At 69.6% G+C, this 16,905-nt stretch carries 17 protein-coding genes and 1 pseudogene; 11 read left to right on the top strand and 7 right to left on the bottom strand.

Going from position 1 to position 16,905, the window contains the following annotated elements; genetic code table 11:
* Positions 1 to 129: 129 nt before the first annotated feature.
* Positions 130 to 1,176 (bottom strand): alpha/beta fold hydrolase, encoded by a 1,047-nt coding sequence (locus NAM01S_RS24960; RefSeq protein WP_084483288.1) that lies wholly within the window; start codon positions 1,174 to 1,176, stop codon positions 130 to 132.
* A gap of 529 nt (positions 1,177 to 1,705) precedes the next feature.
* Here NAM01S_RS24960 and NAM01S_RS24955 point away from each other — a divergent pair.
* The 5 genes and pseudogenes from NAM01S_RS24955 to NAM01S_RS24935 all read left to right on the top strand — a co-directional run.
* Positions 1,706 to 3,118: pseudogene (locus NAM01S_RS24955) on the top strand (DEAD/DEAH box helicase); the annotation flags it as partial.
* A 953-nt stretch (positions 3,119 to 4,071) separates the two neighbouring features.
* Positions 4,072 to 5,307: an Rv3212 family protein gene (locus tag NAM01S_RS24950; protein ID WP_067789376.1), complete on the top strand. Its 1,236-nt coding sequence runs from the start codon at positions 4,072 to 4,074 to the stop codon at positions 5,305 to 5,307.
* A 92-nt stretch (positions 5,308 to 5,399) separates the two neighbouring features.
* Entirely contained in the window at positions 5,400 to 6,008 is a 609-nt protein-coding gene (locus NAM01S_RS24945) for an acid phosphatase (RefSeq protein ID WP_245910033.1), read from the top strand.
* Positions 6,005 to 6,514 (top strand): GNAT family N-acetyltransferase, encoded by a 510-nt coding sequence (locus NAM01S_RS24940; RefSeq protein ID WP_084483277.1) that lies wholly within the window; start codon positions 6,005 to 6,007, stop codon positions 6,512 to 6,514. The genes NAM01S_RS24945 and NAM01S_RS24940 overlap by 4 nt, the downstream gene beginning before the upstream one ends.
* Positions 6,508 to 7,194 carry an endonuclease V gene (locus NAM01S_RS24935; RefSeq protein WP_067789368.1) on the top strand — a complete coding sequence of 229 codons (687 nt, stop codon included), beginning with the start codon at positions 6,508 to 6,510 and terminating at the stop codon, positions 7,192 to 7,194. Before NAM01S_RS24940 ends, NAM01S_RS24935 begins: the two co-directional genes overlap by 7 nt.
* A gap of 74 nt (positions 7,195 to 7,268) precedes the next feature.
* Here NAM01S_RS24935 and NAM01S_RS24930 read toward each other — a convergent pair whose 3' ends face one another.
* Positions 7,269 to 7,691 carry a hypothetical protein gene (locus tag NAM01S_RS24930; protein WP_067789366.1) on the bottom strand — a complete coding sequence of 141 codons (423 nt, stop codon included), beginning with the start codon at positions 7,689 to 7,691 and terminating at the stop codon, positions 7,269 to 7,271.
* Between the two features lie 85 nt (positions 7,692 to 7,776).
* Between NAM01S_RS24930 and NAM01S_RS24925 the strand changes: the two genes are divergently transcribed.
* Together NAM01S_RS24925 and NAM01S_RS24920 are read left to right on the top strand one after the other, a co-directional pair.
* The gene (locus NAM01S_RS24925) at positions 7,777 to 8,724 is read left to right on the top strand and encodes a diacylglycerol/lipid kinase family protein (protein WP_067789363.1); all 948 of its coding nucleotides are present in this window, start codon (positions 7,777 to 7,779) and stop codon (positions 8,722 to 8,724) included.
* A 248-nt stretch (positions 8,725 to 8,972) separates the two neighbouring features.
* Positions 8,973 to 9,227 (top strand): WhiB family transcriptional regulator, encoded by a 255-nt coding sequence (locus tag NAM01S_RS24920; RefSeq protein WP_011211115.1) that lies wholly within the window; start codon positions 8,973 to 8,975, stop codon positions 9,225 to 9,227.
* 630 nt (positions 9,228 to 9,857) lie between these two features.
* Here the strand turns inward: NAM01S_RS24920 and NAM01S_RS24915 are convergent.
* Together NAM01S_RS24915 and NAM01S_RS24910 are read right to left on the bottom strand one after the other, a co-directional pair.
* Positions 9,858 to 11,372 carry a sensor histidine kinase gene (locus NAM01S_RS24915; RefSeq protein WP_067789360.1) on the bottom strand — a complete coding sequence of 505 codons (1,515 nt, stop codon included), beginning with the start codon at positions 11,370 to 11,372 and terminating at the stop codon, positions 9,858 to 9,860.
* A 19-nt stretch (positions 11,373 to 11,391) separates the two neighbouring features.
* Positions 11,392 to 11,607, bottom strand: coding sequence for a biotin/lipoyl-binding carrier protein (locus NAM01S_RS24910; protein ID WP_067789356.1), 216 nt, complete (start codon positions 11,605 to 11,607; stop codon positions 11,392 to 11,394).
* Positions 11,608 to 11,783: 176 nt separating this feature from the next.
* Between NAM01S_RS24910 and NAM01S_RS37410 the strand changes: the two genes are divergently transcribed.
* Positions 11,784 to 11,858 (top strand): 50S ribosomal protein bL37, encoded by a 75-nt coding sequence (locus NAM01S_RS37410; protein WP_022597109.1) that lies wholly within the window; start codon positions 11,784 to 11,786, stop codon positions 11,856 to 11,858.
* 104 nt (positions 11,859 to 11,962) lie between these two features.
* Here the strand turns inward: NAM01S_RS37410 and rsrA are convergent, their stop codons facing one another.
* Positions 11,963 to 12,220, bottom strand: coding sequence for a mycothiol system anti-sigma-R factor (rsrA, locus tag NAM01S_RS24905; RefSeq protein WP_067789544.1), 258 nt, complete (start codon positions 12,218 to 12,220; stop codon positions 11,963 to 11,965).
* 20 nt (positions 12,221 to 12,240) lie between these two features.
* Entirely contained in the window at positions 12,241 to 13,023 is a 783-nt protein-coding gene (locus tag NAM01S_RS24900; RefSeq protein WP_097244798.1) for a sigma-70 family RNA polymerase sigma factor, read from the bottom strand.
* 189 nt (positions 13,024 to 13,212) lie between these two features.
* Between NAM01S_RS24900 and ybaK the strand changes: the two genes are divergently transcribed.
* Both ybaK and NAM01S_RS24890 read left to right on the top strand, forming a co-directional pair.
* Positions 13,213 to 13,704, top strand: a complete 492-nt coding sequence (gene ybaK / locus NAM01S_RS24895) for a Cys-tRNA(Pro) deacylase (protein WP_067789353.1) — start codon at positions 13,213 to 13,215, stop codon at positions 13,702 to 13,704.
* Between the two features lie 318 nt (positions 13,705 to 14,022).
* A complete protein-coding gene (locus tag NAM01S_RS24890) occupies positions 14,023 to 14,376 on the top strand; it encodes a hypothetical protein (RefSeq protein WP_067789350.1) in 354 nt (117 codons plus the stop codon).
* Between the two features lie 24 nt (positions 14,377 to 14,400).
* On the opposite strand, the gene NAM01S_RS24885 is transcribed toward NAM01S_RS24890, so the two are convergent.
* Positions 14,401 to 15,204 carry an SOS response-associated peptidase gene (locus NAM01S_RS24885; RefSeq protein ID WP_067789347.1) on the bottom strand — a complete coding sequence of 268 codons (804 nt, stop codon included), beginning with the start codon at positions 15,202 to 15,204 and terminating at the stop codon, positions 14,401 to 14,403.
* A gap of 171 nt (positions 15,205 to 15,375) precedes the next feature.
* Here NAM01S_RS24885 and NAM01S_RS24880 point away from each other — a divergent pair, with 171 nt between their 5' ends.
* The gene (locus NAM01S_RS24880; protein ID WP_067789344.1) at positions 15,376 to 16,884 is read left to right on the top strand and encodes an aldehyde dehydrogenase family protein; all 1,509 of its coding nucleotides are present in this window, start codon (positions 15,376 to 15,378) and stop codon (positions 16,882 to 16,884) included.
* Positions 16,885 to 16,905 lie beyond the last annotated feature (21 nt).

Genomic DNA, 16,905 nt, shown 5'->3' with positions numbered 1-16,905 from the left:
CTAGCGTAGCGGCGTCGGGGCGCGAGTGTTCGTCCAGCCGAACATTCGTCGGGTCGGTTTCGCGACGCTTGTCAGGGCGGCCGCCGGATCTACCCCCGGCTCACACCCGGCTCGATCCGGCGGCGGCGATCAGCCCAGTTCCGCGAGGAACTTGTCGAGGTAGGCCCACGTGGTGTCGCGGGCGGTCTCACCGGTGAGGATGCCGAGGTGGCTGCCGGGGGCGGTCTCGTAGCGGACCTCCGCGGCGCCGGTCAGCGTGCGGGTGCCCGCCTCGACGGCGGCGGCCGGGGTGATCACGTCGCTCGGCCCGCCGACCAGCAGCACGGGCGCGGTCACGTCGGCCAGCGCGATGCGCCGCTCGCCGAGCCGAACGACGCCGCGGCCGATGTCGTTGTTCAGGATCAGGCGGCCCCACAGCTGGCCGTAGAAACGGCCGGGGTAGCCCGGCATCGCCGCCATGAACCGGTCGATGGACTCCATCTTGGCCAGTGTCTCGGTGCGCGCGATGTTGCTCGCCACGAACCACGGCCTTGTCAGCTCGCGGTCCCACGCGGTGACCCGGTAGGCGGCGCGGGTGAGCCCGGCCGGAATGCCGCCCGCGGCCCTGACCGCGGTCGAGGTGGCGATGCCACCGGTGAGCTTGGCGACCGCGCGCAGTTGCGGGATGCCGGTCATCTTGTCGTAGTCCAGCGGCGAGCCGACGGCGGTGATCGAGCGGATCGGCAGCTGCGCGTGCGCGGCGGCGGTGAGCAGCGCCAGCGTTCCGCCGATCGACCAGCCGAGCAGGTCGACCGGCTTGCCGCCGACATCGGCGGAGGTGCGCATGATCGCCTCGGGAAGGATGTCGTCGAGCCAGTCCTCGAAGCCCATCTTGCGGTCGGCGAAGGTGATGTCGCCGTAGTCGACGACGTAGGTGGCCCGGCCGCTGTCGCGCAGGAAGCGCGCCACGCTCTGACCGGGGCGCAGGTCGAAGCAGCTGGCCGGGGCCGCGAGCGGCGGGACGAGGAGCACCGCGGACGCGCCGTCGCTCGCGCCGCCCTCGTAGCGGCGCAGCTGTCGGTGCGGCTCGTCGCACAGCACCGTCGACGGCGCGGGGTCCGGCGCCTCGACACCCGAGCCGAAGGTCAGCGCCCAGGCGTTGCGGGCGGCGGTGGTGACGGTCTCTGCGATGCTCACCACAAGAATGTCTCACATGCCAGTACCGTCGGTAACAGGCAAGTCCGGTTTGCGAGGTTCCACGGCGGCGCCGAGACCGCTCCCCCCACGCCGTCGCGACCCGCCGGGCGCGGCGCACGCGAATAGCGCCGGACGGCCCACTTTCCGGCGCCGCCCGATTCCGGCTCGGCGATGAATTGTCAAGTCGCGCACCGTCGGTCGGCGACGATCGGGACGGAAACCGGAGTATTGCCATGGAATAACGACGGCGGCAATTCGAGCCGGGCACAATATCACGCTACAATCACTGCGGACAACGGAAACTTTCGTTACCCATGCGTCGGCCACAGGTGTGGCGCCAGGGCTTCCGTCGTCCAGGAAAATGTGCGCGCACCAGATCCGCATCCGACTGCGCTGCGCCGATGTTCCCAGGTAGTTGCCGTCATCGGACGGCACCCGAACGACATCCGGCTGCGGCGAGCGTTATCGGCGGATACGTGGTCGTCGTGGACCGGCCGGTCCGCCCCACGCCTCGGGCGCGCGTGACGCGATAACGAGGAAGGCACGAACCTGAGCAAGATCACTGTCGAGCAGGAACCCGGTGTGGCGGACACGCTGTTGACGGCCGAACTGGACGCGACGCATACCGCCCCGACATTCGCCGAATTGGGGGTGCGCGAGGAAATCGTCCGAGCGCTCGCCGAGATCGGCATCGAACGAACATTCGCCATTCAGGAACTGACGCTCCCGCTGGCGCTGGCCGGCGAGGATCTCATCGGTCAGGCGCGCACCGGCATGGGCAAGACCTTCGGTTTCGGCGTGCCGCTGCTGCACCGCGTCGCCACCGCCGATTCCGGAACGACGCCGCTGGACGGCACGCCGCGGGCGCTGGTCATCGTGCCGACTCGCGAGCTGTGCATCCAGGTCACCCAGGACCTGGAGAACGCGAGCAAGCACCTGCGCAACCACAAGGGCAAGCTGCAGGTCGCCGCGATCTACGGCGGTCGTCCCTACGAGTCCCAGATCGCCGCGCTGCGCGACGGCGTCGACGTGGTGGTCGGGACGCCCGGCCGACTACTGGACTTGGCCAAGCAGAACCATCTCATTCTGGGCAAGATCGGCGTGCTCGTCCTCGACGAGGCCGACGAGATGCTCGACCTGGGCTTCCTCCCGGACATCGAGCGCATCCTGAACATGGTGCCCGAGAAGCGCCAGACCATGCTGTTCTCAGCCACCATGCCGGGCCCGATCATCACGCTGGCCCGCACCTTCCTCACCCGCCCGACCCACATCAGGGCCGAGGAGCCGCACGACTCGGCGGTGCACGACCGCACGGCGCAGTTCGTCTATCGTGCGCACGCGCTGGACAAGAGCGAGTTGATCGCGCGGGTGCTGCAGGCCGAGAGCCGCGGCGCCACCATGATCTTCACCCGCACCAAGCGCACCGCGCAGAAGGTCGCCGACGAGCTGGCCGAGCGCGGTTTCGCGGTCGGCGCGGTGCACGGCGACCTCGGTCAGATCGCCCGCGAGAAGGCGCTGACCAAGTTCCGCAAGGGCACCATCGACGTGCTGGTCGCCACCGACGTGGCCGCCCGTGGCATCGATATCGACGACGTCACGCACGTCGTCAACTACCAGTGCCCCGAGGACGAGAAGACCTACGTGCACCGGATCGGGCGTACCGGCCGGGCCGGGCGCACCGGCGTCGCGGTGACGCTGATCGACTGGGACGAGCTCAACCGCTGGGCCGCCATCGACACGGCGCTCGGCCTCGGCATCCCGGAACCGGTGGAGACCTACTCGCGCTCACCGCACCTGTTCGCCGATCTCGGCATCCCCGAGGGCGTCACCGGCATGGTCCGCAAGGCGCGGCCCGCCCGCGAAGAGGACGACGTGGTGGTCGAGCGCGAGGCGCGCAGTCCGCGCAAGCGCAATCGCAGGCGCACCCGAGGCGGCAAGTCCGTCGACGGGGCCGAGGTCGGCGCCGAGTCGACCGTCGAGGTCGACGGGAACGACACCGAGCCGAACGGCGCGGGGCAGAACGGTGCGGAGTCGAACGCGGACGAGGGCCGGTCGCGCCGTCGGCGCAGGCGGCGGCGCTCCGGCGGCGCCGAGGGCGCGGACAACGGCGTGGCGGACGTCGCCGACGAGGGCGAGTCGACCGAGAACGCGGGCGAGAGTGCCGAGGCGGAGACCGCCGAGGCTCCGGCGCGGCGCAGGCGTCGTCGGCGGAAGTCCGCGGACGCGAACGGTGCCGCGGAGACCGCTGAGTCGACCGAGAACGGCGTGCCCGCGACCGCGGCGACCGCGACCGCGGTTCCTGTCACGGCCGAGACCACGGCTGCGGCTCGGGCTGAGACCACGACGGCTGCCACCGCGGCTCCGGTCGAGGCCGAAAGCGCAGCGGCAGTCGCGAACGCGACTCCGGTCGAAGCCGAGACCGCAGTGGCCGTCGCGAACGACACCGCGGCACCGGCCAAGGCCGAAACCCCGGCGGCGGTCGCGAACGACACCGCGGCACCGGCCGAGGCTGAAACCCCGGCAGTCGCGGACAACCCCGCGGTACCGGCGCAGGCTGAGACCGCGGCGGCACTCGCGACCGAGACCGCCGAGGAGGCGCCCAAGAAGCCCGTTCGCCGACGGACCCGCAAGGCCGCCACGGCCGAGTCGACGGACAACGGCACCGCCGAGAACGGCGCGGCAACGGCCGAACCGGTCAAGCGCCGCCGCACCCGTAAGACGGCCGACGCGCCGGTCGACGGGAACGGCGACGCTTCCGCCGACGCGGAGGCCGCCGAGAAGCCGGTGCGCCGCCGCCGTCGCAAGGCCGACGAGGCCGAGGCGAGCGAGGCCGTGGCCGCGACCGCGGGAACGGCTGCTTCGGCTTAGTTCGGCGGATCCGCTAGTCTCGCAATCGTGCTCGCACCCGAGCGGCGGACGCGCGCCGACATCATCTCCGCAGTCGCGATCGCCGTGCTCGTGGCGATCGCGGGGCTGGTGGTGTGGGCGCGCGGCGACGCTACGGGCACCGAATCGGTGACCGCGGCGACGCCCGCGACCACCCCGCCGACGGCCGACAAGATCCCCGCGAACCTGCGGGAGTTGTGGCACGCGCCGGACGACGCCAGCGCGCGGGCGCTGGCCTCCGGCGGCGTGGCGATCACCGGTTCGGGCGGCACCGTTACCGGCCGTGATCCCGCCACCGGCGCCGAATTGTGGCGCTACCGGCGGGATATGCCGCTGTGCGGTGTGGAAGCGCAGTTCGGCATGGTGATCGCGGTGTACCGGGACCAGCGCGGGTGCAGCCAGGCCACCCTGCTGGCCGGTGACACCGGGGAACGCCGCACCGCGCGCAGCAGCTACATGGATCCGAGCGTGCGGCTCTCGGTCGACGGCACCTACGTGCTCGCGTACGGCGAGCGGCGACTGGAGATGTGGCGCTCGGATCTGGTGCGCACGCTGGAGTACGGCTACGTCGACGCGCCGGTGAACGTGAAAACCCAACCGCGCAAAGGCTGCACGCTGCTCTCGGCCGGTTCCAGCTCGTCCCGGCTGGCCGTGCTGGAACGCTGCCCCGACGACCCGGCGGCCCGTTTGACGGTGCTCAATCCGGCGCCGAAGGACAACACGGTGCCCGAGGAGTACGGCTCGCACGTGCTCTCCGGTCCTGGCGCCGATGCGCCGGGCGCCCGGGTGATCGCGGTGTCGGACAGCCGGATCGTGCTCTACTTCCCCGGCGGAACCGTCTCCGGCGCAGGCGAATCCACGCCACCGCGCCTCGGCGTGTACGACGGCACCGGCAATTCCGTTGCGGTGCATCAACTTTCCGCTCCGCTTAGCGACAACGCGACGACCACCCGGATCGGCTCGGCGTTCCTGGTGTTCACCGGCAACAGCGTGATCGCCTTGAACGCGAGCACATTCGATCCGCTCTGGGCCGCGCCCAATTCGCTCGGCTCGCCCGCGATGATGGCCGGACGCCTGCTGCTGCCGGTCGCCGACGGCCTCGCCGTCCTCGATCCCACCTCCGGCGCCGAAGTCGGCCGCATCCCGTTCCCGCGCCCCGGTTACACGGGCGGCCCGATCTCCCTCGCCGTACTCGGAAACATCGTGCTCGAACTCCGCGATGGACACCTGCACGCGCTCGGCTGACGTCCGCCGGTCTCGGCGCCCGAGTCTGTCGGTGCCTTGCGTCACAACCCCGGCCCGGGCGGCGCGGCGCGTTTCTGACCATGATGGAGGGCATGTCCGCACACGAAGACGCCCGGCTGGTTCTGCTCCGGCACGGCGAGACGTCCTGGTCGCGCGAGCGGCGACACACCAGTCGCACCGATCTGCCGCTCACCGAGCGCGGCGAGCGGCAGGCGGAGGCCGCCGGGCGGTTGCTCGCCGAGCTGAAGCTGCGCGATCCGCTCGTCCTCACCAGCCCGCGGCAGCGCGCGGTGCGCACGGCGGAGCTGGCGGGCTGCACCGCGACCACCGTCGACGACGACCTCGCCGAATGGGACTACGGCGACTACGAGGGCCTGACCACCCCCGAGATCCGCGAGACCACGCCGGGATGGACCATCTGGACCGGCACGGCGCCCGGCGGCGAGACGGCCGCCCAGGTGCGCGCGCGGGCCGATCGGCTGCTCGCCGCCGTCGAGCCCGTCCTGCCGGAGCGGGACGTGGTGCTGGTCGGGCACGGGCACTTCTCCCGGGTGCTGATCGCCCGGTGGGCCGAGTTCGAGGTCGTCGAGGGCCGCCGCTTCGCCATGTCCACCGCAGCGGTGAGCCTGCTCGGCTACGAGCACGACGCGCGAACCATCCACGCGCACAACATCGTTTCGACCAACGAGGGAGCCAAGTGACCGCCGCGATCCGCCGCGCCACCCCCGCCGACGTCCCCGCGCTCGTCGATCTCGTCTACGACCTCGCGGAGTACGAGAAGGCGCGCCACGAGTGCACGCTGACGCTCGAGCAGCTGCGCGCCGCGCTGTTCGGTCCGTCGCCCGCGCTGTTCGCGCACGTCGCCGAGGACGAGACCGGCGTTGTCGGCTGCGCGATCTGGTTCCTGAACTTCTCCACATGGGACGGGGTGCACGGCATCTACCTGGAGGACCTGTACGTCAAGCCGGAGACGCGCGGCAAGGGCTACGGCAAGGCGCTCATCGCGGCACTGGCCAAGGAGGCGCTGGACAAGGGCTACAGCCGCGTCTCCTGGTCCGTGCTCACCTGGAACACACCGTCCATCGACTTCTACCGCTCGATCGGCGCCGTCGAGCAGGACGAGTGGGTCGGGTACCGGCTGTCGGGCGGCGAGCTGGTGAAGCTGGCCGCCGAAGCGTCCTCAACCGCGCGGAGGATCGATTGCTGATCGAGACGCCCGATCGCTGGCCCGCCGACGCCGCGGCGGCGACGGCGATTCAGGACGAGCTGCGGCCGCGCGTCGTCGCGGCGAATCCCCGTCCCCCGCGGTTCCGGACGGTGGCCGGGCTCGACTCGGCCTACGACGACGCGAGCGGTGTGGTCGCCGCCGCCGTCGTGGTGCTCGACGCGTCGACGCTCGCGACGGTCGACTCCGCGGTCGCGCACGGCACGGTGAGCTTCCCGTACGTGCCAGGCCTGCTCGCCTTCCGCGAGCTGCCCACCACCCTCGGCGTGCTCGAACGGCTCGGCGCCGCACCGGATCTGCTGATCTGCGACGGCCAGGGCCTGGCCCATCCACGCCGCTTCGGACTGGCCTGTCACGTCGGCGTGCTGGCCGGAGTGCCGACGATCGGAGTCGCCAAGAACGCGTGGGGCGAATACAGCGAACCGGGGCCCGCACGTGGTGACGCGTCGGATCTGGTCATCGACGGCGAAGTGGTCGGCAGGGCGCTGCGCACCAGGGCGGGCGTCAAGCCGGTGTTCGTCTCGGTGGGTCACCTGATCGACCTCGACACGGCGTGCGCGCAGGTACTCGCCCTCACGCCGCATTACCGTCAGCCCGAGACGACCCGCCGAGCCGACGCCCTGTGCCGACAGGCCCTGCGCGCGGCGATCGCATCCGCGTGATGAGGCCCTGGCTAGCACAGCCGGGCGTAGTCCGCGAGAGCCCGCGCATGGCCGGAGCGAAGGCGGAGGTACGCCTACTCGGCCCCGTACTCCCTCGCCATCCAGCGGGTCGAGGACGGTACGAAGAGCAGGATCAGCGCGGCGACCACGACCACGCCGAGCAGCCCGCCGTAGACCGGCTGGTGCGAGTCGGTGAGCAGCGACCACACCACGGGCAGCAGCAACACCTGGGCGATGACCGCGATGGCGCGGCCCCAGCGCTGGCCGAGCAGCAGTCCGACGCCCGCGGCCAGCACGGCGCCGCCGAGGATGCCGAACCACGCCGCGGTGCCGTAGCCGCTGGCCTGCGATTGGTCGTGACCGAGCAGCCCGCGCACCACGAGCACGATCGCGACCGTCACCGCGACCGCGCCCTCGAGCGCGACGAGCCCGCCCGCGCCGCGCACCGTCGCGGGAACCGCGTCCGCCGAAACCTCTGCCTTGCCGCTTTCCGCCACGCGCCAAGCCTACGACGCGGCGTAGGGTGCGCCCGGTCACGGCCGCACGGCCTTGGGCCCTTCGCGCCCGCACTAAGCTGCGAACGTGCGGACGTTGCTGATCGTGAACCCGAATGCCACCTCGACCACACCGGCGACCCGAGACCTACTGGCCCACGCCCTGGAGAGCCGCACCCAGCTGACCGTTGCGCACACCCAGCATCGCGGCCACGCGGCCGAACTGGCCCAGTGGGCCTCCACCAACGAGATGGACCTGATCGTCGTGCACGGCGGAGATGGGACCGTCAACGAGACCATCAACGGTTTCCTCCCGCTGCCCGAACTGAACGACGGACAGGCCTGGATTCCCCGGCTCGGCGTGATCCCCGGCGGCTCGGCCAACGTGTTCGCCAGGGCGCTCGGCATCTCCCCCGATCCGGTGACCGCGACCAACCAGCTCATCGACCTGCTGACCCTCGAACACGACCGCACGATCGGCCTCGGCCTCGCCGACGACCGCTGGTTCACCTTCAGCGCGGGCGTCGGATTGGACGCCGATGTGTGCGAGGCCATAGACGCGAGTCGCGCGAAGGGCCACGCCGCCACACCCGGTCGCTATGTTCGAACAACTGTGCGACAATTCTTCCGCGCGAAGCGTCGGGAACCGCGGATTCGGATCGAAATTCCGGGCATGGAAGCGGTCGACGAGGTGCACTACGCGTTCGTCACGAACGCCAGTCCGTGGACCTACCTGAACGCCACGCCGGTGCACACCAACCCCGGCACGAGCTTCGAAACGGGCCTCGGGGTGTTTGCGGTGCGGTCCATGGCGGTGCTACCGACACTGCTGCTCGCCAGGCAGCTCCTCGCTCCGAATGGAAATCCCAAGTCCCGCAATCTGTTTCGTGACGACGACGTTCCGTCGGTGCATATCGAGACGAAGGAACCCATCGGCCTGCAAATCGATGGCGACTTCATCGGAAAGCGCAACGTGGTGGATTTCACGGCGGTCCCCGATGTGCTGGAAGTGGTGGCGCCGCAACCACGTCGCTGACGAAACGCCGCGAAAAACTCGCGGTTGCGCTGCGAAAACCGCCTCGAGCGAGTACAAAGGACCGGGCAGGTCCCCCACGGGGGTACCTCGATTGCGTGAGCTTCCCCACGGTGCACCGGATACCTATTGACATCTACGGTGTTCGTGAAAGCATTCACAAGCAACCGTGCGGAAACATTCGAGTCGCACAAGTGAACGATCCACAAACGACAGGCGCCCTTTGCGGCGCCCAGCAAAGGAGCAGAGGAATGGACTGGCGCCACAAGGCCATCTGTCGCGACGAGGACCCCGAACTGTTCTTCCCGGTGGGTAACAGTGGTCCTGCGCTCGCGCAGATTGCCGATGCCAAGCTGGTCTGCGCTCGCTGCCCCGTTACTGCCGACTGCCTGTCCTGGGCCCTGAAGTCCGGACAAGACGCCGGCGTGTGGGGTGGTATGAGTGAGGACGAGCGCAGGGCGCTGAAGCGTCGCAACGCGCGCACCCGCACCCGCACCGTCGTCTGACAAGACGACCGCCTTTACCGGACCCTCTCAGCCCGGCCCGGTAGAGCATTCAGCCCGGCACCTGACAAAGGTGCCGGGCTTGGTTATTTTTGCCGCGACTTCGTCGCGGCGGTTCGCGGCCCCTTATGTCTCGCGCCCCAGCGGTCGAGACTTGCGACTGCGTCGCGTGCGCTTCGACCGCTGGGGCGCGAGACGGCCGCGAACGCTGATGCTAGGTCTCGCTTCGCTCGAAACCTGTTGTTGGGCAGGTTGATTGTGGTGGTTGCGTTGGCCAGGCGGCGGTGCTGTTGTGCTGCTGCCAGTGCTTCATGGTGCACTGCCGCCGGGTTGCTGCGTCGTGAACCAGATCTGCCGAAGCGCGCTCTCGGTCGCGTGGACCAGCCTGCGGACGGTGGCTTCAGCGCGCCAGCGGAGGCCTCCTTCCCTGCACAAGCGCGATATACGTCACATGACGCCGAGCGCCCGCCGCCGGGGAACCGCCGCGTTCGACGGGGCCACGGTCGGCGTAAACCGGCTCGACCCACGTCTCACCGGGGCGACTACGCGCACATCGCGGGGAGCGGTTCGTGGGTCGCGCGTGGAGCGGTGTCTCCGCGGGCCAATCGAGGGGCGCGGATCGAGCGTCGGGAGTCAGCGCCCCGAACGGCGTCCCAGCGGCACTCGCAACACCGCGTCCGTGCCCACATCCGCGCCCGGGTGCAGGCCGATGGAGCCGCCCAGTTCGGCGGTGACCAGCGTGCGCACGATCTGGAGGCCCAGGCGATCGGAGGCTTCCAGGCTGAAGCCGGGTGGGAGGCCGCGGCCGTCGTCGCTGATGATCACGTCGAGCCAGCGGGCGGAACGTTCCGAGCGAATCGTCACGGTGCCGGTCTGGCCGGAGTCGAAGGCGTGCTCGATGGCGTTCTGCACCAGCTCGGTCAGCACCATGACCAGCGGGGTGGCGCGTTCGGCGGAGAAGACGCCGAGCGAGCCCGCGCGGCGGACCTTGATCCTGGTGGTGTGCACGGTCGCGACGTCGGCCATGATCGGCAGCAGCCGGTCGACGACCTCGTCGAGATCGACCTCTTCGTCCACCGACATCGACAGCATCTCGTGCACCGAGGCGATCGAGGTCACCCTGCGCACCGACTCGGTGAGCGCGACCTGCGCCTCCTCGTTCTCGGTGCGGCGGGCCTGCAAACGCAGCAGCGCGGCGACGGTTTGCAGGTTGTTCTTCACCCGGTGGTGGATCTCGCGGATCGTCGCGTCCTTGGACAGCAGCGCGCGGTCGCGCCGCTTCACCTCGGTGACGTCGCGGACCAGCACAGCGGCGCCCGCGAGTTCGCCGTGCGGGCGCAGCACGAGGGTCCGCAGCAGCACGGTGGCGCCGCGCGCCTCGACCTCCATGCGCCGTCCGGTGCGCCCGGCCAGCGCGGCCTGGATATCGCCGACGACCTCCTGGGCGTCGAACGGGTCGGTGATCAGCGAGCGGGTCGTGACGGCCAGGTCCTGTCCGGCCAGATCGCTCTGCAAGCCCATCCGGTGATAGGCCGACAGCGCGTTCGGGCTGGCGTAGACCACGATGCCGTCGGTGTCGAGGCGGATGAAGCCGTCGCCCGCGCGCGGGCTCGAGTGCGTGGCGGCTCGGTCCTCGGGAGTGGGGAAACTGCCGTCGGCGATCATCTGGCACAGGTCGTCCGCGCACGCCACGTAGGCGATCTCCAGGGTGCTGCGGACCCGGGAGCGCTGCATATCGGTGTCGCGGGAGAGCACCGCGATCACGTCGTCGCCGCAGCGCACCGGGATGGCCTCGCGGATGGCGTGCACCGGGTGTGGGTGATAGACGCCCTGCGCCTCCACGTCGCTGTCGGCGCGCACGATCTTGCCGGTCATCAGCGCGTCGAAGACTTGGGGATGGTCGGCCTGTAGGGCGGTGGTGCCGACCAGGTCCTCGACGTGCACGGTGGCGGCCGTCGTCGGGCGGCACTGGGCGACACACACGATGTCCGCGCCCTCGACCACCGGTCCCGCGCCCACCCACAGCAGCAGGTCGGCGAAGGACAGATCGGCGAGCAACTGCCAATCGCCGACCACCCGTTGCAGATGGTCGACGGCGACGCCGGGCAGGTCGGTGTGTTCGGCAAGAAGCTCGCTCAGTGTCGCCACGTTGGTCTACCGCTTCGCCCTAGGAAATGACCGCGATGAGATCGCCCTGCTGTAGCACCTGGCCGGGCGCCACCGCGATGGAGGTCACCTCGCCACCGGTCTCGGTGATGACCGGGATCTCCATCTTCATGGACTCCAGCAGGATCAGCGTCTGGTCGACGTCGACGTGGTCGCCGACCGCCACCTCGACGGTCAGCACCGTGGACACCATCTCCGCGCGCACTTCCTCAGCCATGACACCCCATTCACTCGGTTGTTCGGGCGGCTCCGCCGGTCGCCCGGCGGCGACGCCGCACCGCGCCTGTATCCGCTGAAGGTACAGCCAACCACATGTGGAACAATGGCCTTCAATCAGATGTGTTCGATCAGAAGTGTTCCCCGTGGTGACGGGGAAGAGCCAGGAGACTACCGATGGGTAAGCGTGGACGTAAGAAGCGCAGCCGCAAGGGCAACGCCGCGAATCACGGCAAGCGGCCCAACGCCTGAGCCGGTTCGCTGACCAAACACTGAGCGGCACGCTCCTCCGAATGGAAGAGCGTGCCGCTCAGTCGTTTCCGGGCGGCGTTCGGTGAGAACGCCGCCCGCGCAATCTATTCGCCCTCGACCTTGTACACCCGCATCGACTTGTGGATCTCGAAGGTCAGCCGGTCGCGCAACGAATCCGGCGCCTTGTCGCCGCCGCACTTGCGGCTGAGCAGACTCTTGATCTTCTCCTCGATGCCGTACGCCTCGATACACGGCGAGCAGTGATCCATGTGATGCTGCAGACGCGCGCGGGTCGCGTCGTCGCATTCGCCGTCCAGCATGAGCCAGACGTCGGCTAGTACCGCCGTGCAGTCGAGCTCCATGTCGGGGTCCCGCTCCACACTCACTGCTTGACCTCCTGGCGCTCGCTGCGGTTGAACCCCCGTTCGCGCGCCACGTCGGCGAGCAAACCCTTCAGTTGCTTGCGGCCGCGGTGCAGCCGGGACATCACCGTACCGATGGGAGTGCCCATGATGTCGGCGATCTCCTTGTACGGGAACCCTTCGACGTCCGCGTAGTACACCGCCATGCGGAACTCCTCGGGCAACTCCTGCAGCGCGGCTTTGATGTCGTCGTCCGGCAGCGCGTCGAGCGCCTCGACCTCGGCCGAGCGCAGACCGGTCGAGGTGTGCTCCGCCGTCGCGGCGAGCTGCCAGTCGGTGATCTCGTCGGTCGGGTACTGCGCGGGCTGGCGCTGCTTCTTGCGGTAGGAGTTGATGTAGGTGTTCGTCAGGATCCGGTACAGCCAGGCCCGCAGGTTGGTGCCCTCCTTGAAGGACTTGAACCCCTGGAACGCCTTGACGTAGGTCTCCTGCACGAGGTCCTCGGCATCGGCCGGGTTCCTGGTCATACGCAGCGCCGCGCCGTAGAGCTGGTCGAGCAGCGGGAGTGCGTCCCGCTCGAATCGCTGCGCCAGCTCGGCTTCACCGACCGCGGTGCCGACCTCGCCGTCGTCGCGCACCACGCCTTCGTCGCTCGTCACACCTGTCCCTTCGATAGCTGTACCTGCCAAATCTACCGGCAAGTCCAGCTCCGAGGGGAAACCGGCTTCCGTCGGCGACGCGACGGTCCACACCGGACGTTCGTCGAGCAGTACGGACACCGACATCTCCTTCACGTCGTCCATCGGGCTGTTCGATCGGCGCCGCGGCGCCTGTATCGCATGCAACATGCCCGCCGCACGCTGTGTTCCCACAGGGTGGGCGATGTGGTGCGGCAGGGCGGCCGGACCGTGCGGCGCGGCGGTCCCCTGCGACGAGGCCGGTGCGGAAATCGGGTTGCGGCGCGGCCCTGTCGCGCCGATATCGTGTCGCCCATGGCAGGCGCCTCGACTCCCGCGATCCGCACCCTGACCAAGGCCGGTATCGCGCACCGCGTGCACTCCTACGCGCACGATCCGCGCGCCGACTCCTACGGCGCCGAGGCCGTCGACGCGCTGGCCGCCGAACTCGGAGTGCGCGCGGCGCAGATCTTCAAGACGCTGGTCGTCGAGCTGTCCACGGGCGCGCTCGCCGTCGCGGTGCTTCCGGTGCCGAACACCCTGTCGCTCAAGGCCGCCGCCGCGGCGCTCGGCGCGCCGAAGGCGACCATGGCCGACAAGACCAAGGCCGAACGCACCACCGGCTACGTGCTCGGCGGCATCTCCCCGCTCGGGCAGCGCAAGCGGTTGCCGACCGTGATCGACGACTCGGCGCTCGGCTGGGATCGGATGCTGTGCAGCGCGGGCAAGCGCGGGTTGGAGATCGAGCTGGCTCCGGTCGATCTGGTGCGCGTCGCCGGGGCGGTGACCGCGTCGATCACGGCCTGAGGGCCGCGCGCGATCCGCTCGCGAGTCCCCTGTCGGACCATCAGCAGCCAACCACGGCACGACGACAACGACGGCTCGGTGAGTTCGCGGCAGCGCGTTCGTTCGCGGCGATTGGTCCGATGACAACGGCACCGATGACGGCGAGTTCGCGGCGGCGCGCCCGTTTCCGCGACGAGTCCGACGACACCGGCGCGAAACCGCCGGGATCACCGCGGATCTGTGCGTTACTGGTCTCTGCGCGACCCGGTTCGCGCCTCGCTGATTTCTGCGTTACCCGAACAAGGTCCGATTCGTCCGACCCCGAGGATGTGATGCGAAATGTCCCAGCACCACCGTCTGCGCACCGCCACCGTCGCTCTCGCCGGAGCCGCCCTGCTGACAGTGGGCGCCGCCGCGCTCGAGACGCCGGAGGCGACGGCCGCTCCTGGCGGTCCGGCCGTGACCAAGGTCGACCATCCCTTCGACTTCGGCGGCGAGGAGCAGACCGACGAGGACGAGAAGAAGGACGAACCGGCGGAGCACGCGGAGAAGGCGGAGCAGAACGGCGGCGACGTCGCCACCAAGGTCATCGACATGCTCACCGGCAACGCGGGCGAGGCCATCGAGTTCCTCGGCGGGGTCGTCAAGTGCACGCTCAACGTCGCCACCGACGCGGTGAAGTGCGATATGTGAGCGACGGATTCGGCGGCCGGGCGATCACAACAGGCTGATCTGCCCGGCCTTTTCCGTGTCCGCGCCGGACACCTCGGCGAGCAGTGCGGGCCCGTTGTTCTTGACGCTGTTCACCAGCGGTGACACCGGCCGCGCGACGATGCCCGCCACCGTTTCCTCGCTCGGGGTCGCCAGCAGCTCCGCTGGGGCCGGGTGATCCGGATCGAGCCAGGCGTCCCAGTGCTCGCGCGGCATCGGCAGCGGCATCCGGTCGTGGATGCGGGTCAGGTCGCCGACCGCGTCGGTGGTCAGGATGGTGCAGGACAGCAGCGGCTCGCTGTCGCGCACCGAACGGTCCCGCCACACCGACCACAGGCCCGCCATGTACAGCAGGGAGCCGTCGGCGTTGGCCATGAAATACGGGTGCTTGACGGCCTTGCCCTTGCCGCCGCCGACCGCATCGGGTTCGGTCAGCCACTCGTACCAGCCGTCCATCGGCACCAGGCAGCGCCGGTATTTCACGGCGTCGCGGAACGAGGGTGTGGTCGCCGCCTTGTCCGCGCGCGCGTTGAACAGCGGTTTGCCCTTGGCCGGGACGCCCGGCTCGGCCGCCTTCGTCCAGACCGGGATCAGTCCCCAGCGCATCCGGCGGATGCGCAGCTTCGGATCGTCGTCGGGGTTGTCGTGGTCGTGCCGCTCGACCACGGTCAGCACCCGATTCGTCGGCGCCACGTTATAGTTCTCGAAACCGCCCGCGCGCGAATCGTTTTCGCTGCCGGTCTCGTCGATGGCGTCGAGCTCGACCGCGAGCCTTCCCGGGTTCGTCGTCGTCGCGTATCGTCCGCACATATCTCCGATACTCCCACCTCGCACCGACAAGCTCGTGGACAATCGATACTGAGTGGTGACCTGGTGAGAGTTTTGACCTAGCATTCTCTCAACGGATGGGACGGCCATCACACCCATCCGCTCCGGCACGCGCACCGACCGGCCACCGTAGAGGCAAGAGGAGAGCACCACGTGACAACCACCGAGACCACCCCCGCCGCGCCAGACACGCTGCTGAAGTCTGTCGATCCGGCCACGGGCGAGGTCATCGCCACCTACCCCATCGCCGACGAGGACGCGGTGCGCGCGGCCGTCGCCAAGGCCCGCACCGCCGCCGCCACCTGGGGCGCCATGAGCTTCGACGAGCGCCGCAAGCACCTGCTGCGCTGGTCGAGCCGCCTGGTCGCGGACTCCGAGGAGTTCACCCAGCTCATCCACAAGGAGAACGGCAAGCCGCTCGACGACGCGTTCCTCGAGCTCATGCTCGCGCTCGAGCACATCGCATGGGCGGCCAAGAACGCCAAGAAGCTGCTCTCGCCGAAGAAGGTGTCGCCGGGCGCGCTGATGTCGAACTTCGCGGCCCGCCTCGAGCACCGGCCGCTGGGCGTCATCGGCGTCATCGGCCCGTGGAACTACCCGGTCTACACGCCGAACGGCTCCATCGCCTACGCACTCGCCGCGGGCAACACCGTGGTGTTCAAGCCGAGCGAATTCTCCACGGGCATCGGCAATTTCCTCGCCGACGCGTTCAAGAAGGCCAACCCCGAACTGCCCGAGGGCGTCTTCGAGACCATCAACGGCTACGGCGCGACCGGCGCGGCGCTGGTGAAGTCCGCCGTCGACAAGATCGCCTTCACCGGCTCCACCGCCACCGGCAAGCGCATCATGGCCGCGGCCGCCGAGAACCTCACCCCGGTCCTGCTGGAGTGCGGCGGCAAGGACGCGGTGATCGTTGCTGGCGACGCCGACGTCAAGGCCGCGGCCGACGCGGTGGCGTGGGGCGCCACCGCCAACAGCGGTCAGACCTGCGCGGGCGTCGAGCGGGTGTACGTCGACCGCTCGGTGCGCGAGGAGTTCGTCGCCGAGGTCAAGCGGATCCTGTCCGACATCAAGCCCGGCTCCGACGACAAGGCCGCCTACGGCCCGATGACCATGCCGAGCCAGATCGACATCGTGCGCAGGCACATCGAGGACGCGCTGAAGAAGGGCGGCACCGCGGTGCTCGGCGGGCCCGAGTCGATCAAGGGTCCGTTCATCGAGCCCGTCGTGCTCGTCGACGTGGACGAGGACTCCGAGGCGGTGGCCGAGGAGACCTTCGGCCCGACCGTCACCATCCGCACCGTCGACGGCGTCGACGAGGCCGTGGAACTGGCCAACAAGTCCAAGTACGGCCTGTCCTCGGCGGTGTACTCGAAGAAGAACGGCCTGGACATCGCGCGGCGGTTGCGCGTCGGCGCCACCTCGGTGAACTCGGTGCTGGCCTTCGCCGCCATCCCCGGCCTGCCGTTCGGCGGTGTGGGCGACTCCGGCATCGGCCGCATCCACGGCGAGCCGGGCCTGCGCGAGTTCGTGCGGCCGCATTCGATCGCGGTGCAGCGCTTCACGGTTCCCGGCATGGCGCTGCTCAGCTACACCCGCACCGATTCCACGATGAAGCTGCTGCGCAAGCTGGTTCCGTTCCTGCACGGGCGGCACAAGTAGGAAGTGCTCGGTGCGCGCGAG

Origin of the sequence: Nocardia amikacinitolerans NBRC 108937 (assembly GCF_001612615.1) — a bacterium.
Classification (GTDB): domain Bacteria; phylum Actinomycetota; class Actinomycetes; order Mycobacteriales; family Mycobacteriaceae; genus Nocardia; species Nocardia amikacinitolerans.
This window is presented reverse-complemented; position numbering and strand designations above follow the sequence as displayed.

Excerpts from the sequence above, each read along its gene's own strand:
- NAM01S_RS24945 (WP_245910033.1), top strand. The coding sequence starts at position 5,400 with ATGTCCGCACACGAAGACGCCCGGCTGGTTCTGCTCCGGCACGGCGAG.
- NAM01S_RS24920 (WP_011211115.1), top strand. The coding sequence starts at position 8,973 with ATGGACTGGCGCCACAAGGCCATCTGTCGCGACGAGGACCCCGAACTG.
- NAM01S_RS24910 (WP_067789356.1), bottom strand. The coding sequence starts at position 11,607 with ATGGCTGAGGAAGTGCGCGCGGAGATGGTGTCCACGGTGCTGACCGTC.
- rsrA (WP_067789544.1), bottom strand. The coding sequence starts at position 12,220 with ATGGAGCTCGACTGCACGGCGGTACTAGCCGACGTCTGGCTCATGCTG.
- NAM01S_RS24900 (WP_097244798.1), bottom strand. The coding sequence starts at position 13,023 with ATGGACGACGTGAAGGAGATGTCGGTGTCCGTACTGCTCGACGAACGT.
- ybaK (WP_067789353.1), top strand. The coding sequence starts at position 13,213 with ATGGCAGGCGCCTCGACTCCCGCGATCCGCACCCTGACCAAGGCCGGT.
- NAM01S_RS24890 (WP_067789350.1), top strand. The coding sequence starts at position 14,023 with ATGTCCCAGCACCACCGTCTGCGCACCGCCACCGTCGCTCTCGCCGGA.
- NAM01S_RS24885 (WP_067789347.1), bottom strand. The coding sequence starts at position 15,204 with ATGTGCGGACGATACGCGACGACGACGAACCCGGGAAGGCTCGCGGTC.